This window comes from Paraburkholderia sediminicola (assembly GCF_046026895.1).
In the GTDB taxonomy this organism is placed as follows: Bacteria; Pseudomonadota; Gammaproteobacteria; order Burkholderiales; family Burkholderiaceae; genus Paraburkholderia; species Paraburkholderia sediminicola_C.
Genome location: NZ_JAQQEU010000022.1, coordinates 97373 through 112863, shown reverse-complemented (window position 1 = coordinate 112863; position 15491 = coordinate 97373). Strand labels below are relative to the sequence as shown.

9 protein-coding genes and 1 pseudogene are annotated in these 15491 nt (G+C 60.8%); 2 read left to right on the top strand and 8 right to left on the bottom strand.

The features are described 5' to 3' along the window. Positions 1–81: 81 nt before the first annotated feature. The 3 genes from PQR02_RS17725 to PQR02_RS17715 form a co-directional block, all read right to left on the bottom strand. On the bottom strand, positions 82–1527 hold the full coding sequence (locus PQR02_RS17725; protein ID WP_408233386.1) for a DEAD/DEAH box helicase: 1446 nt from the start codon (positions 1525–1527) through the stop codon (positions 82–84). A gap of 1230 nt (positions 1528–2757) precedes the next feature. Continuing rightward, a complete protein-coding gene (locus tag PQR02_RS17720) occupies positions 2758–3339 on the bottom strand; it encodes a hypothetical protein (RefSeq protein WP_408233383.1) in 582 nt (193 codons plus the stop codon). Between the two features lie 82 nt (positions 3340–3421). Continuing rightward, positions 3422–3997, bottom strand: a complete 576-nt coding sequence (locus PQR02_RS17715; protein ID WP_408233380.1) for a hypothetical protein — start codon at positions 3995–3997, stop codon at positions 3422–3424. A 1354-nt stretch (positions 3998–5351) separates the two neighbouring features. Between PQR02_RS17715 and PQR02_RS17710 the strand changes: the two genes are divergently transcribed. Together PQR02_RS17710 and PQR02_RS17705 are read left to right on the top strand one after the other, a co-directional pair. Beyond that, entirely contained in the window at positions 5352–6818 is a 1467-nt protein-coding gene (locus tag PQR02_RS17710) for a hypothetical protein (protein WP_408233377.1), read from the top strand. A 210-nt stretch (positions 6819–7028) separates the two neighbouring features. Beyond that, positions 7029–7438 (top strand): annotated as a pseudogene (locus PQR02_RS17705) (IS30 family transposase); the annotation flags it as partial. Positions 7439–7656: 218 nt separating this feature from the next. Here the strand turns inward: PQR02_RS17705 and PQR02_RS17700 are convergent. The 5 genes from PQR02_RS17700 to PQR02_RS17680 form a co-directional block, all read right to left on the bottom strand. Then, positions 7657–8469, bottom strand: coding sequence for a class I SAM-dependent methyltransferase (locus tag PQR02_RS17700; RefSeq protein WP_408233374.1), 813 nt, complete (start codon positions 8467–8469; stop codon positions 7657–7659). Between the two features lie 208 nt (positions 8470–8677). Further along, positions 8678–8935 (bottom strand): nickel-binding protein, encoded by a 258-nt coding sequence (locus PQR02_RS17695; RefSeq protein ID WP_408233371.1) that lies wholly within the window; start codon positions 8933–8935, stop codon positions 8678–8680. A 57-nt stretch (positions 8936–8992) separates the two neighbouring features. After that, complete coding sequence (locus PQR02_RS17690; protein WP_408233368.1) at positions 8993–12616, bottom strand: AAA family ATPase; 3624 nt, start codon at positions 12614–12616, stop codon at positions 8993–8995. A 220-nt stretch (positions 12617–12836) separates the two neighbouring features. Beyond that, positions 12837–14897: an ATP-binding protein gene (locus PQR02_RS17685; RefSeq protein WP_408233365.1), complete on the bottom strand. Its 2061-nt coding sequence runs from the start codon at positions 14895–14897 to the stop codon at positions 12837–12839. Then, complete coding sequence (locus tag PQR02_RS17680; RefSeq protein WP_408233362.1) at positions 14884–15279, bottom strand: adenylate/guanylate cyclase domain-containing protein; 396 nt, start codon at positions 15277–15279, stop codon at positions 14884–14886. The genes PQR02_RS17685 and PQR02_RS17680 overlap by 14 nt, the downstream gene beginning before the upstream one ends. Positions 15280–15491: the final 212 nt, after the last annotated feature.

Below are 15491 nucleotides of genomic sequence, written 5' to 3'. Positions count from 1 at the left end.
GGAGCCGGACTTTCCCGCTGCCTGCCAACTGCCCGCAAACCGCCACCCTGTTCCAGGCCTGGCGTTACTCATCCCCACCGATCAGGGTTGGCGTTTGCCGCGGCCACCAGCGAGTTTGCCAGCCGGCTTACCTGAATCCGCAGTTGGCTTGCTGGCGGGTTTGCTGCGTGGCTTTTGCACGCTGAATGGGTTACCGCTGGACAAGCTTGTGCCTTTACCCGCGGCCACAGCGCGCTGCGCCGCAGGCTTTCGTTTGCTTTCGCCAGTTTGCGGGCGCGGCTTTTTGCCGAGCACCTGCATGGCGCCCGGCGCAGCTTGCGGCACTTTGGGCTTCTTGGGCTTTTTGGGTTTCTTGATGATCTGGCCCGTCGCGCTGGTTTGCGGCACGCGGTGTTCGGCTTCAAAACCCGGCTCCTCTTCACGGGGCAGCGTTTGCCGGATCAGCGCTTCAATCGCGGCCAGTTGCGGCGCTTCGTCGGCGCACACAAGGGACACCGCCACGCCGCTGGCGCCCGCGCGGCCGGTACGGCCAATGCGGTGCACATAGTCTTGCGCCACGATCGGCAGATCAACGTTGACCACCAGCGGCAGGTCGTCGATATCCAGCCCGCGCGCAGCCACATCGGTGGCTACCAGCATATTTACTTCGCCCGTCTTGAAGCGCTCCAGCGCACGCAGGCGCGCGGGTTGCGGTTTGTCGCCGTGGATGGTGTCGACCGCATAGCCCGCTTCATCCAGCATGGCCGCCAGGTAATCCACGCCATTGCGGGTTTTGACGAACACCAGCGCGTGCTCCCAGTTGTTCTCAGCCACAAGGTGCATGAAGAGGTCAGGCTTGTTCCTTTTATCCACCGGCACCACCCACTGCTCGATCTTGCTGGCCGTGGCATTGGGCGGGCTGACGCTGATATCGACCGGGCCGCGCAGAATGCCCGCCGCCATGGCGCGGATATCATCAGTAAACGTGGCAGAGAACAGCAGGGTCTGGCGCTGAGCGGGCAACGCAGCAAAGACGGCGTCGAGTTCGCGCGCAAAGCCCAGATCCAGCATGCGGTCGGCTTCATCCAGCACCAGCGTTTGTACTTGATCAAACTGCAGTGCGTTCTGGCGATTGAGATCTAGCAAACGGCCCGGCGTGGCAACGAGCACGTCCACGCCTTTGCGCAACTTCATCATCTGCGGGTTGATACTCACACCGCCGTAGGCGGCCAGAAATCGTAAATCGAGGCCTTTACCGTAAGCGATAAAGCTTTGCAGCACTTGTTCGGCCAGTTCACGCGTGGGCACCAGCACCAGAACACGCGCGCGGTTGCTGGACACCGCCGGGCCGTGTTGCACCAGCCGTTGCAACAGCGGCAGCGCAAAACCCGCCGTTTTTCCAGTGCCGGTTTGTGCCGCAGCCATGACGTCCTTGCCACTGAGCACAGCAGGAATCGCCTTGGCCTGCACTGGCGTAGGTGTCTGATAATTGAGGTCCCGCACATTACGCAGCAAGGGATCGATCAGGCCAAGCGAGGCAAAAGACATTGGAGTATTCCGGGCTAAAACCGCAAATTCTAGCGGTTACCGCCTGATTGCGCCGCGCCGGCAAGCTGTACTACGAGACACCGATCAGCAGCACTGCCGCCAGCGGCAGCCCAAATTGTATCAACAGCAAACGCGCCACTGGCCGCGCAACCAGCCACGTACCGCCGAGACGAACGAAGGGCGGCTCGGTGCGAAAGTGATTGGGTCATATCGACCCACTTCGGCCCGTCGTCTCATCGAGACGACAAATGCCGCTTCCAATGTACAACAGACATTCGCGCGGTTGACTACCCGCGCAGCAAACCCGGGCATTCCCGACGGCCGTGTCAGTTGTGCGTTCGCGATTCGCATGATTATGCGTTCTTCACGAGAACCTCGCGCTATCAGGAAGTGCTCCGCGCGACATCTTGATGGGGACCAACGGGAGCGCCCCGGCTGGCCCGCTCGGACGAAACAATGGGGCGCTCAATAGTGAATTGTCAGCGGCTCCGGGTAGTTCTGCGTGAGCGAGTAGGTGCTTTCGGCATACCAGCCTTTTACCATGTGGAGTCGGTCGGGACGACTGGTGTCAGGCGCGCACTTGCCGTATGCTGCGTACGACCGAAGAGTGAAATCCGTTGTGTGGGTATCGGGCGCCACGTACGCCGTCGCGTCGGCACCCTGTCTCACGACTATCGAAGGCCTTAATATGTCCGATGCATCGCCGCCCGCAGGAACGACCGGGGGGCCACTGCAGTCCGTAGTCGCATATCCAAGGGAAGATGCCAACCACCCCCATTGATACTGGGATGCAGGATACTGGCCCCCGCTGTCAAACGGCCGCGAAATCGGTACAAGAATGGTCGCTCCGCTAACATGCAGAACGACGCCCGGGAAAAAACCGAGTGTGACCACTGGCCCGACATTCTTTCCTGTTGCGTCGAAGACCTTCAGGACGCGATGTTCCCCTTGTTTGCCGGCTTCCCGGCCGGCGGAGCGGTTGCCATCACCTCCGTACGACAGTGACGTTATACCCGAAGCGAGCAAAACAGCCACAAGCGATTTGCGCATTTGAAATCTCCCTTGGCGGTGACGGGGTCAGGCGGCCCTAAGGTCCGCGCTCCTTGCCGCCGTCGAGTAGTGCTCCCTTCCGGCGCGCCAGCCCGATGTACGAGTCGAGAGAGTGACTGTGCCAGATGGTTAACGATAGGTGCGGAGTAAGCTGACACAAGGCGCTTTATGAAGGAGCGCTCAATCATGAATTGTCAGCGGCTCAGGGTAATTCTGCGTGAGTGAGTAGGCGCTTTCGGGAGACCAACCTTTTTCACTGACCGAGGGGGCCACCCTCGGGTAGCATTGGGCCGGGGACCCTGCCCGATACGTCAGGGCAGTAATATTCGTTGAATAGGTGTCGGGCGCAATGTACACCGTTGCGTCAACACCCTGTCTAACGACTACTGAGGGCCTCAATGTCTCCGTTATATCGCCAATGATTAACGGGGGCCCACTGCAGTCAGTACTCGAATAAAAACTGATGTCATCGGAGAATTTACCCGACCACTTATATTGGGACGCAGTAATCTGGCTACCGCTGTCGGACACCCGTCGAATCGGTACAAGAATGGTGGCTCCGTTAACATCGAGAACGACGCCCGCCGCCGAGCCCTCGGCGAGCAGTGGCCCGACACTCTTTCCTTGAGCGTCGAAGACCTTCAGGGCGGGATGGTCACCTCGTTCGCCCGTTTCCCGGCCATCGGCGCGGCTGCCATCGTGACCGTATGACAGTGACGTTACACTTAAAGCGAGCAAACCAGCCACAATCGATTTGAGCATTTCACATCTCCTATATCGGCGACGCGATCAGACGGCCCCGGGGAACTTGCAGTCTTGCCGACACAAATTTTATCAACGGCGATCAATAATGAATTGTCAGCGGCTCCGGATAGTTCTGCGTGAGCGAGTAGGTGCTTTCCGCCTGCCAGCCTGGTACATTCAAGGGAAAGGGAGAAGATGAGAGGCAATGGCCGTCAACCAATGACGACTTCACGGTGATGTTCGTTGAGTAGGTGTCGGCTGCCACGTACACCGCCGCGTCCGCACCCTGTTTAATGACTGAGGCGGGTCTCAATTTTGCGAACAGATCATCAATAACAGGTACCCCACTGCAGTCCGAAGTTGGATATTTAGCAGGGTTGAAGTCGCCTGCCCATTCATACTGGGAGGCAAAAATCTGACCACCGCTGTTGGACGCCCGCTGAATCGGTACGAGAATGGTGGCTCCGTTAATGTCGAGAACGACGCCGGCCGTCCGGGGAGGGTTCGAGACCGAGACCAGTGGCCCGACCGTCTTTCCTCGAGCGTCGAAGACCTTCAGGACGCGATGCTCTCCATGTTCGCCATGTTCCCGGCTGCCGGAGCGGTCGCCATCGCCCCCGTATGAGAGTGACGTTACGCCCAAACCGAGCAAAGCAGCCACAAGCGATTTGCGCATTTGATATCTCCTTTTGTCGGTGACGCGGTCGGACGGCCCCAGGCACCCGCGGTCTTCGGGTCCTCCAAGGAAGGGAGGTTCCACGTGCCATTGATTAGACGCGAAGCTCATCCGGGGCGGGCCAGCGAGCAAAGTGGTACGGGAAATGCGGTCGCCGCTTCCGGTGCGATCGATGCGATGCCTCGCTCCTGCCGCCGTCGAAAAGCGCTGCCTTTCTGTGCGGCGGTCTGACGGACGAGCAAAGAGATTAATCGGATAGTTAAAGATAGATGCTGAGTCGAGCTAAGACAAGGCCGTTTGTGGCCTCTTCGAGGGGGCGAATAATCGGCAGGGTATTGTCTATTTTTTACTTGGCGCAGGCCAAACGCTTAACATAAGGATCACTGATTATGCGGCAATGCGATCCAGCATCGAACTGTCCGTTACGCACTTTCGAATGTGCATGCAGCCTAATCAGCGGACTCAAGACGGAATTAAACGGCACTGGTTATGTTCACCGTGTGAGACTGTGTTCAGCCGAACGGAAAGATCATTCGCTACGCATGTCCGACATGTCGAGTCGCTCGAAAAGGCATCGCACTCGTCGCGCGGCAGGACAGCCGACGGTATCGGCGCTTGCTCATACCTGCGTACCAGCGCTGCAAAAAACTCGCCGTCTTCAAAACCAACGTCAGCGTGCGCCGCCGTAACAACCCGTGTCGACCGTCCGCTCTTCCGGTGCGACAAAAATGAATCGCGCGGCAAGCAGGTCCGGATCTCACGGCGCGCGCGAACGCGCCATGGGAAGCAATCGGCCTTCCGGCCGAGGGCGACGTGGCGCGATTAAACTGCGGCGACGCTGTTACGCCTGAAACTTGACGCAACTTTGCTGCTGCGACGACGAACGGCGACTTCGTCAGCTTTCCTTAAGGTCATGCGCGAATACAGCCGGATGTTGTGGCAAGTACAGGGAGCGTGTCATACCCGCTTGCTTCATAAACTTGCTTTATGAAACCCACCCCGTGCGTAGCTGAACAATCCGCATGCGATAACGACGCGGTCTTCTAGCCAACTTGTGAATCTCTGGTCGCCCATCGCGACGCAATCTGCGCGACGCATTCTTTAGCCGCGGCCGGAATATCTCATCCTCCTATCCGTTTACTCGACACGAGTTTCACGGCATCCGATTTGCCGATTTCACCCAGCTACATCGCATCGCGGGTTGCCCTCCGCGAGGCAGCGTCATGCTCTGTGAGGGGCCACCCGCTGCCCGCCCCTCGACACCCTGCGACTCAACTTTCAAAGGAGGCTAAGCCACACATCATTACCTAGCTGCAGATCTGTCCGTCGAAGCGGGTCAACCTCAGGAGGAGTCATGAAATCGCTATTCGAGCCCCGCAGCTTCAGACCACTGGTTTCTCGTGCTGCCAGCCTGTCCGCTGCCGCCTTCATCGCCGCGTTGGCCGCAGGCCAGGCATGCGCGGAACAGCCGCCGCCACCTTGCCATCCGAATCCGAACGCTGCCGCTGACGGCGCGCTGGTGCGTCAGCGCGGCGACATCGCGCACCTGCCGGATTCGCTGCAGGATCTCCTCGAAAGGATGGCCGAGCGGCCCCATTCCTATTTGCCCATTCAGGCCTTTGCCGAGGCCGACAAACCGAGCCAGCTGTTCCAGTATTACCTGCTGTCCACAACAGGATTCGAACCCAATCCGTTCACGGCACGATTCCCGGGCATCAACGACCAGGCGATGCTGACGGCAACTGGCGCCGACTGCGGCTTGCCAACCATCGGTGCGGTGCGCCTCGTGGTCGAACCGAAGCCTGGGCTGCCCACTGATCCCAACAATGTTCGCGCCTTCATCGATGTTTTTACCGACCTGTCAGATCTGTTTGTGATTAACAACGAAAGCGGCTGGTACGAGGGCTGGATGATCCACGATTTACACGTGCCGGATGTCGCACGACCCCGACCCGACGGGCACGCCCAGTTCGGCACAATGACAGCTGCGGACGCGGCCGCCTTGCAGGCGATGGGCAAACACAACAACCTGCCGGGCCGGCTATTCACAATGGATGGCAGGGAACCGCATTTGCCCGACGCTTCCGACCACTTCCCCGACCGCCAGACCAATATCGTGCCGATCCAGCTAAGCATGGGGGCGCTTAACTGCATGCAGCAGTCTGATTGTCACGGCTACTGGGAATTCAACTACACGACCAACTGGATCCATCCACTCTACGAATTGCCTTTTTCCGGCGGTATCCCCGGTACCTTTGAAGCCGGCAAAGTTGGCGCGCTCTCGTCACTGATTCCCGGCTCTGGACCGGCGGGCGTGAAGAACAGTCCGATCGACTATGGTGACGATCCGAACAATGCGGCTCCGCTGGGTGGTGCAGGTCCGCGCGACCCCGACCGATTCGACGCGGAGGCCGATAACCAGCGGGAATACCGCCAGCGCTTCATCCCGAGCGGGCTGGCCCACGAAATCTATCTGGACACCTATGTGCGAGTGGCATCGTTCGAAAAGGGCACGCCATTCCCGCAGCGCTTGTACGACGCCTATGTGGCCGAAGTCAAACGGGTCGATACCAATGGCAACGGCGTAATATCGGCACGCGAGGGAGACGTGGATACTGCCAGCGATGGGTTCCCGGACAATTCCCGTCTGTTCTTACCGGCGACTTCGTTTCGTCGCTTTGCCGTGACGCGCGAAATCAATGACGGCTTCCTGGCACCGCGGTTCGCGCCCAGCCAGCGGGCTTGGGTACTTACTGGTGCCGCCATAGCCGTCAGCCCGGCTCGGCCCGCGTCCGCAGGTCGCGACGGCGACGACCGTTGAAGGCAACTCGTCGACCTGACGGGATGTCTCCTGAGTTGCGAGGGGCGTTCGAACCGTACTGTGCGCTCCCCAGGTAGACGATAAGGCCGCCCAAAAGGCGGCCCTATCGTTGCTGCCTTCCGTTGATGCTCATCATTCAACGGAAAATGGCGAAGACAAGACAGTCATCGTGATCAAGGACGCGAACAGACACACACGGGTCTGGCGTGTTTGCGTACCCTCGTCGAGCGCCAGACACGTTACGTCATGCTGGTTAAGATAGCCAAGGACAGCGAGACGGTCGTCAATGCACTCATCAAACATGCCAGCAAGTTGCCGCAGGAACTGTATAAATCGCTAACATGGGATCGGGGAACAGAGATGGCCGGGCACAAACGCTTCACCGTGCCACTGATATCCAGGTCTACTTCTGCGACCCCCAGCATCCGTGGCAGCGCGGCTCGAACGAAAATACGAATGGACTGTTAAGACAGTATTTCCCGAAGGGCACCGACCTGTCAGTGTATTCACAGGCCAAACTTAACGCTGTGGCAAGACGATTGAATGAGCGTCCGCGAAAGACACTGGACTACGAAACGCCCGCCGAACGATTCCAGCAAACTATTGCATCCACCGGTTGAATCCGCCAACCTGGACCAGTCGTTCGGATGATGGCTTTGCGCGGGAAATGAGCGTCGGCTGTTGGGCCGTACTTAGTCGGACGACGACTGCTCAGTGCGAGGTACTCTCGTCGACTGTCACTATCGCGCTCCGAAGCGGCCTTCCGCCCCACGCCGCCGGGGTCTGACGTAACCGGCCGCGCTTCCTGTTCGCCTCGGTGGTTGCTGCCGACGATTATTCAGGGCTTTCTCGCAGACGCGAGTACACACGGCATCGGGACCTGCACCTCACCGTTGTTCGTATACGATGCTGCATCGCCTGACACAGCTTTCTGGATCGAAGCCAGCACTTCCGGGGACTGCGCCTTCAGGATCGCCGCGACGCGCACCCCACCGCGCATCAGGACGTCGAAAGGCGTTTCGGGCGCGCGGATACGCAACGTTTGACTGACTTCCTTAATGCGCGGCTCGACGAAGCCCGCATCGAGCAGCGCACGCTCCGATTCGTGTGAGTCGCTGAAACGGAAGAACGGAGGCCCAGGAGGCAGTTGAACATCCATGCGACCGTGCTTCTCAATAGCGTTGAGCACCATCCCGAATCCAACAGCCTGGTCCGGCGGCGCCCAAACCGTAAACGAGATTCTGCCGCCCGGGCGCAGCACCCGAAACGCTTCGGCGAGCGCGGCCTCGGGACGAGCGAAATGCAGCATTCCGAAGCTGATACCAACCGCGTCAAAACTCGTATCCGGAAAAGGAAGATCTTCGGCACTCCCGGAACGGAATGCGAGGTCGGGAAAGATGCGTCTCGCTTGCTGGACCATCGCGTCCGCGAAATCGACGCCGACCACATCGGCGCCACGACGCGCCGCCGCTGCCGCGAGATAGCCGGGTCCTGACGCAACATCAAGGAACTGGACGCCGGCATGTATTTCAAGCGCATCGAGCAACGCATCATTGGACTGCGTCGTTAGTTCGCCAAAATATGAGTGATACCGCTGTGCGACTGTTTCCCAGCCCTGACGCTCAAAGGCGCTGAATTCGTCTTGTTCCATGTCGCACCTCCACCGGGTTCACCCTATCGCGCCCCGACCGCCGTGATAGCAAAAGCGGCCCGTCGGCGGCGACCTGCGGCCTATCTCGATGCCGACCCAGCCATTCGCCGTGTTGGAAGCGCGATTTTCGTAACCTGCTCCGGAGTCGACACGCCAACCGGCTGGACTGGGCTGGACTGGGCTCCGCGCGCTCGTCGCATGCAGTCCTCTAATGGAACATTTCCGGCCGCAAGTCGCTCACCTCGATGATCACATCGGCCGGCAGGTTCGCCCGGCGTGCGGCGGCGCGGATTGCTTCGGCGTTGGGTGCCTCATATAGGCAATATGTCTTTTTCTTGTCCGCACTGAGGAACGAAAAAAGCCACTCGACGCCTTCTTCGTCATTGATCCGCCTGACAGCGTCCGCGCTTTCACTGGTGACCTCGAGCTGTTCCGCGAAATTTCGTTCAATCATAAAACGTGGCATGAGCTTCTCCTCATTGATAGGGCCTTCGGCGCGCTTCGAATCCTGCGATCGGGCGCGTTAAAGTCTGAGCGCTGCGCTGGCCTGAGCGCCGGCAATGCGCTCGACGAGTGCAAACATTTTTAGTTCTTTCGCTGCAGCAATGGCATCGGCGAGAAGATGCCGTGCTCGTTCTCTATCGTCGATTCCGTTACGCGCTGCCAGCATAAGTGCGTATTCATGCCTGCCATGCGCAAGCCAGGGCCACGCGCGCAAGCGCTCGTCCATGCACAGCCCATATTCGAAATGCTCCTCGGCAGCGGACCAATCGCCCAGAGCATGGGCGAGCATGCCGAGATAACGCGCCGCCGACCCGCAGCACAGCGTAAAAACAGGCATGGTGACAACCTGGTCCCGAAACGGCAGAAGCAGGGTGTACACCTGTTCGGCGCGCGCGACGTCCCGCAGGCGCGCAGCGACTTCCGCGAGATACGTCAACGTCACGAGCCGCTTGCTGTCTACGGGGATGCCGGATTCCGATTTCACGAGGCGATCGAGATTGTCGCGGGCTTGTGCTTCGAAACCGAGATCGCTACAGATCAACATGAGCCCGGGCTGCCATGCGGAGCTTCCGGGATGCTCATCGACGAAGCGCTTGAAGAGCGGCGCTACCTCTGCGAGCCGGCCTTGCTCGCGGCGTATCGTGAACATCTGCATGCCGTAGACGCCCGTTGCGAGGGTCGCGTCGACCGTCTGCGCCATCTGGAGTGATTCGCGCGCCTTGCGCTCCGCCGCGGAGAAGTCTCCGACAAGTATGGCCCGCATCGCCTGCGCTCCCGTCACGCACCACTTGTCGACGAAGTGCTGCCCGCTGGTCGCGATCTGCCGATACCTTTCAAGTGCGCTCTCGAAGCGTTCCACGTCGCCGATCTCCAGATAGCCGGCGAGACATCGGGCGCATGCATGGCCGATGGTGTGCGCATCGTCAAGATCCTCTGCAATCCGGCTCAACTCCTGCAACACGCCTTCGCGCTCTGCAAACTTTCCTGCAGGCAACGGCCGGGCTCCGATATGCATCAGCTCGCAAACCAATGCGTCGAACAGGCTCGGCAGGTCGTTCAGGCGTCTGGCGAGGTCGACCGCCTCCACAACGAGTTCGCCCGTCGGTTTGCGCGCACCCGTCATGTGAACGGTGCGGACAAGTCGACTCAACAGGCGGCAACGCTCTACCGACTCCTCCTTGCCGACCAAGGCGAGCGCTTCCTCGAGTAATGAAAGCGATGCGTCGCCGGAGCCTTCGAGGAACGTCTCCGCGGTATCGAATCCCAACGCCGCCTGCACAAGAAAGGATGTGAGCTTGTGTTCGCGGGCAATGTGAGCAGCCTGCCTGAATGTCGCAATTGCCTCGCGCCGCGCCAACCTTTGTTCCGCGCCGCCTCTCGTGAGTAGCAAGGACAGCAGATGGGTGGCTCGATCGTGGTCCCCGTAAGCGCATCGGTTGAGCAGTTCGAGCCCACGCTGCGCGTGCGCGATAGCCTCATCGTAGGCGGCGCCCGAAAGCGCTCGTTCGCCGGCGCGCTGCCAGTAGCCGATCGCACGTTCTGGCTGGCTGGCCGCAGCGAAGTTCTGAGCGATCAGTTCCGGTTGTCGCTCGGCAACTTCGGGATAGTGCTCCTCCAGAGCAATCGCGATCTGTGCATGGTATTGGCGGCGGCGTGCGAGCAACAGCGATTGGTATGCGATCTCCTGGATCAACGCATGCCGGAACAGATATGCGTCTTCCTCCGCCGGTGCCCGGGAGGCCGGAACGATGATTTCCGCTGCGACCAGGCGGTCGAGCGTTTTCTGCAGTTCATTCTCAGGCTTCAACGCAATCAGGCCAAGCAGCTTCCTGCCGAACTCCCGTCCCACAGTGGCCGCGATCTGGGCAGTTTCCTTGACGATTGGCTCCAGCCGGTCGAGCCGCGACAACAGCGAGCCCTGCAGCGTATCCGGAATCGCCATTGCCTGCGGCGTTCCCTTTAGTTCGTAGCTGACGCCTGCATCCTGCAACAGATCGCCCTGCAGAACCGTCTTCGTTAGCTCCTCGACAAAAAGCGGCACACCGTCGGTTTTGGAGAGGATCTGATCGAGTACAAGACCCGGTAGCCTCTTTCCATCGGTCAGCCGTTCGATCATCGCGATGGAATCGCAGCGCGACAGGCGGTCCAGATTAACTTGTACGAGATGTGGGTAGGCCCATCCCGGTTCGAACTCGGGGCGCGCGGTGAGCAGCACAAGTAGCGGAGTGGACGCCAGTCGCTCGAGCAAGAGCCGGACGAACTCCTGCGACGACGGATCGATCCAGTGCGCGTCCTCCACAATGACGAGCACCGGCTGGACGCGCGCCGATCTTTCGACGATCGCGACGAGCACGTCGAGTGTCCGCCGCTTGAATGAAGGCGATGAAGAGTCGATCGCAGGAGGGCGCGCGGCCGCTGGAATGCCCAGCAAGGTTGTGAGCACGAGAACCGCTTCGTCGGCATCGACGCCGAGTCGTGCGATTGCCGCCCGCAGCGGTTCGAGATCCAAAGCGCTGGGCGCGTCGGGTCCGAGGCTCCAGTCGCGACGTAGCCAGCGCAGTACCGGCCAGAATGGGCTGTTGCGATAGTACGGGGAGCAGTGGAGCGACACGATCGTATGGGAGTCTCCACCGAGGCTATCGGCGAATGCCCGGAGCAGGCGGGACTTTCCGATGCCCGGCTCGCCGATCAGCAACATGCCGCGCATTTCGCCATCGACGCTCTGCTTCCAGTGCTGTCGGATCATCTCGAGTTCCGCGGCCCTTCCGATGAGCGGCGTCATGCCGCGGGCCGTTCTCACTTCGAAGCGGTCGACCGCATCCGCCTGCGCGAGCACGCGCTGGACCTTGACCGGACCGGAGACGCCTTTCAGTTCTTGCCGACCGAGGTCTTCGAGCAGGAACGATCCTTCGATCAGGTGTTGCGTCGCCGGGCCGACGACAATTGCGTCGGGCGGCGCAAGCGACTGCAGCCTTGCCGCGACGATCGGCGCCTCTCCGACAATCGCCTGGCGATCCAGCGTGGATCCAGCGCCGATTGCCCCAACGACGACCAGCCCCGTCTCAATTCCGATTCGCACCTGCAAACGCACACCGTGTTCAAATTCAATGCGATTGTTGGCCTCGCGCAGCGCCGAAACGACGGCAAGCGCGGAAAGCACCGCGCGCACGGCATCGTCTTCGTGTGCATCCGGGTAACCGAAATAGACGAGCAGCCCGTCGCCGAGGTAAAGCGCAATGTGACCTTCGTGAGCTTCGATCGCGCTGGCGCAGGCTTGATGGTAGAGTCCCAACACGCCTCTCATGTCTTCGGGATCGAATCGCTCAGCAAGTCCTGTCGAATCGATCAGATCAACGAACATCACCGTGAGCTGCCGTCTTTCGGCGTCGGCGGTCGCGAACCTGGCTGACGAAGGCGGCTGTCTTCGTTCCTCCGCGCGTTCGGGCGGTCGACGGTGCACTCCCGTGCGCGCCGCAAGACCTTTCGCGAGCCGCTTGCGGTCGCCAAGCGTCAGGCCGAGTTCCTTCAACTCGTCATCGGAAAGATCGCCGAGCACGTCCCAGTCGATCCCTTCGGAGGCGAACTTCGCAGCGTACTCACCGAGGCCGATGTGTACCAGCCATCTCGTAAGATCGTCGGTCATCGCTGGGTCTGTGGCATACCAATCTCGCTATGATCGGCGAGGAAACGTAACTTGTCCATGCGCTCTCACGCGTTCCGACGACTGCTTGATAAAGCGCCGTACACGGCACACGTCTCTCAGTATTGCTTAAGTAAGAGCACCAGAAAGTGTGGCAGGGCGTGCTGCAGCGGCCGGAACCGGGCTTCCCGCGGCGAGTAACGATGGTCACGTTAGCGGTAGCTTATCCGCCTCGATCCGCCTCGCCCGACAGGGCAGCGTCGATGGCCGGGAGCGCGTAAAAGAAACCCAAGCTGCTGCCCTTTCGCCTTAGCCGCTGCAGTTCTTTCAGCGATGCCCGATCGCGATTGCCGTTTCCATACGAGACAAGCGCCCGTGCGCGCGCCACGAAAAATCCAGAAAAGGGCGACGGCTCGCGGCGTGCGTAATCTTCAAGGGCCGCAGCATGATGCGCGGCCGCCTCCCAGCGTTTGCGGTCGATGCATGCATCTATCGCATCGCGTCGAAAGAGAAAGTGGTTGTGGCTCACCGCTCCCGCCGCGAGCAAAGCTTCGCCTTCCGCGAGCGCCTGTGCGAAGACAACGGGGTCCGCCGTCGTGCGCGCGAGCACGCCGAGATAAGCCGCGCCCAGGTAGTTCATGCCGGTCTCACGACTGATCGACAGCGCGGCTTCGATATCGGCGAGTGCTTCGCGCTGACGGCCGGCGACACGATGCAATTCCGCGCGAAACCCGAGCGCTTCAGCTCCGAAGCGCCTTGATTTCAGCTCGCGCGCGCACTGTAGTGCAGGAGCGACGTGTTCCCACGCGCTATCCCACTCCGCGCGATCGTGCAGGGAGTGCCATGCAGCGTGATGTGACACGGCGAGCGCCCGGAGATGACCCACCTTCTTCGCTGCGGCGACGCTGGCAAGCGCGGCATCGAGTGCGCTCGCAGCTTCGCCGGTAAACCACGTGGTAATGGCGCGCATCGCAAGGTTTGCGACCTCGATCCGTCCGAAGCCATGGCATTGACAGAGTTCGATGCAGCGGCTGAAGGCCTTGTGTGCGCTGATCATCCGACCGCGCATGTATTCTCCATCGCCAAGGCCGCCAAGTGCGGCCGCCTCCTGTTCGGGATCACGCGCTTCGCGCGCGAGGGCAAGGCTGCGCCCGTGTTCACGAACGCAGCCGTCGCTATCGCCGCGGGGAAAACACAGATTGCCGCGCAGAAAATGAATGCGCGCCTCTTCGCGCAAAAGGCCCTGGGCGGCTTCAGCCGCGCAGTCGAGATCGGCCCATGCACCGTCGAGGTCATCGACGATCCGCTTTACAGTGGCCCGCCCGATCCATGCACGGCAACGCTCCGCGTCAGTCGTCGCAAATTCGAGGGCGGTTTCGAATGCATGGAGTGCCGACTTCATGTCACCCAGGTCATGCAGGACGTTGCCACGCAAACACTCGAGTGCGGCGCGGTCGTTACGTCGATCCGCGAGATCGAGCCCCCGTTCAACAAGCCGGAGAGCGGATTCATAGCGGTACCCCGACGCCAGCGAGCGCGCTGCCTCGCAATAGGAGAGCGCTGCCATGGGTTCTCCCGCGCGATCGAGATGTTCGGCCCGCAGGACGAGGTCGCGCTCGCCGTACCACTGTGCGGCGCGACGATGCAAATCGCGGCGCCGGCTTTTCAGTAGCCCGTCATAGATGGCGTCGCGAATCAGTGCGTGATGGAAGATGAATCCGGTGCCTTGACGTCGCAACAGCAGACCGATCACCAGTGGTTCCAACGCAACGCCGGCATCAGCATCGGCGCCAGCGCCATCGACGAGAAAATCGACCGCCTCCTTCTCAAACAACTGGCCGAGCACCGAAGCAGCTTGCAGCGCTGTCTTATCGGCGGGATCAAGTCGATCCAGCCGCGCCTGTACGAGGCTTCGCACCGACCCCGGTACGCCAGTCCCTTCACTGTCCTGCGCATCGTTCAGCAACTGCTCGAGAAACAGCGGATTACCCGCCGCCCGTGCAATGCAGCGTCCCGCCAGATCCGCCTGCGCCCCGGGAAACGATTTGGCCATCGCATGCGCGTCGCTGGCGCCCAGCGGACCCAGATCGATCAGCGAATACGAGGCGCCGGTCGCCACGCGCCACGGCTCTTCACTCGAATTGCCGTGCGTTCGCGCTGTCATCACAAGCACGGCCGGACACCCCGCCATCGTTGCGGACAGTCCGGCGAGGTCCCGAAGCGTCGATGCGTCCGACCAGTGAATATCCTCGACAACAAGTACCCGGGGTTCAGTCGCCGACATGCTTGTCGACGTGCCCGCCGTGCTGCTCGATGATGCGGTCGGCCTGCTCGAAGTAGCGATCGAGCACGGCGAGTACTTCTTCTGCGTCGACTGCACGACTCATCTGCGTGAAGCCACATAGATCGGCGAAGAGGACCACGACCTGGCGTCGCTCTCCTTTCGCCTCGCCCAAGCTCACGGCCACATGCGGGGCCTCGGTTCGCGCCCGCAGGTCAGCCAACGCATCGAGCAGTTTGCGGCGATGACCAATAGACGCAATACCCAGTTCTTTCAGATCGTCCGCGGTGAGATTGCGCAGCACGTCGGCGCCGATGGCGTTCTCGCGAAACACCGGTTCATACCGCTCCATTCCGAGGCTGTGCAGCCACACGGCGACGTCCACGAGCACTCCCGAGGGGAAGGTGTCGAATCCGTTAAAGATAGCACGCGGCCGGTTTCATGCACCTGCGCGCGTCGGGCAGCAACCGATGCGTCGCGCCCGCCCCTCGGCTGTTGTTGAGCGGTGGAAGACAGAGAAAAAGCGGGCCGGGAAGAGGGAAGCTGGCTGGCATGAACCACGGGACGACCTTTTTCTTGCCGTACCGCAGACATCCA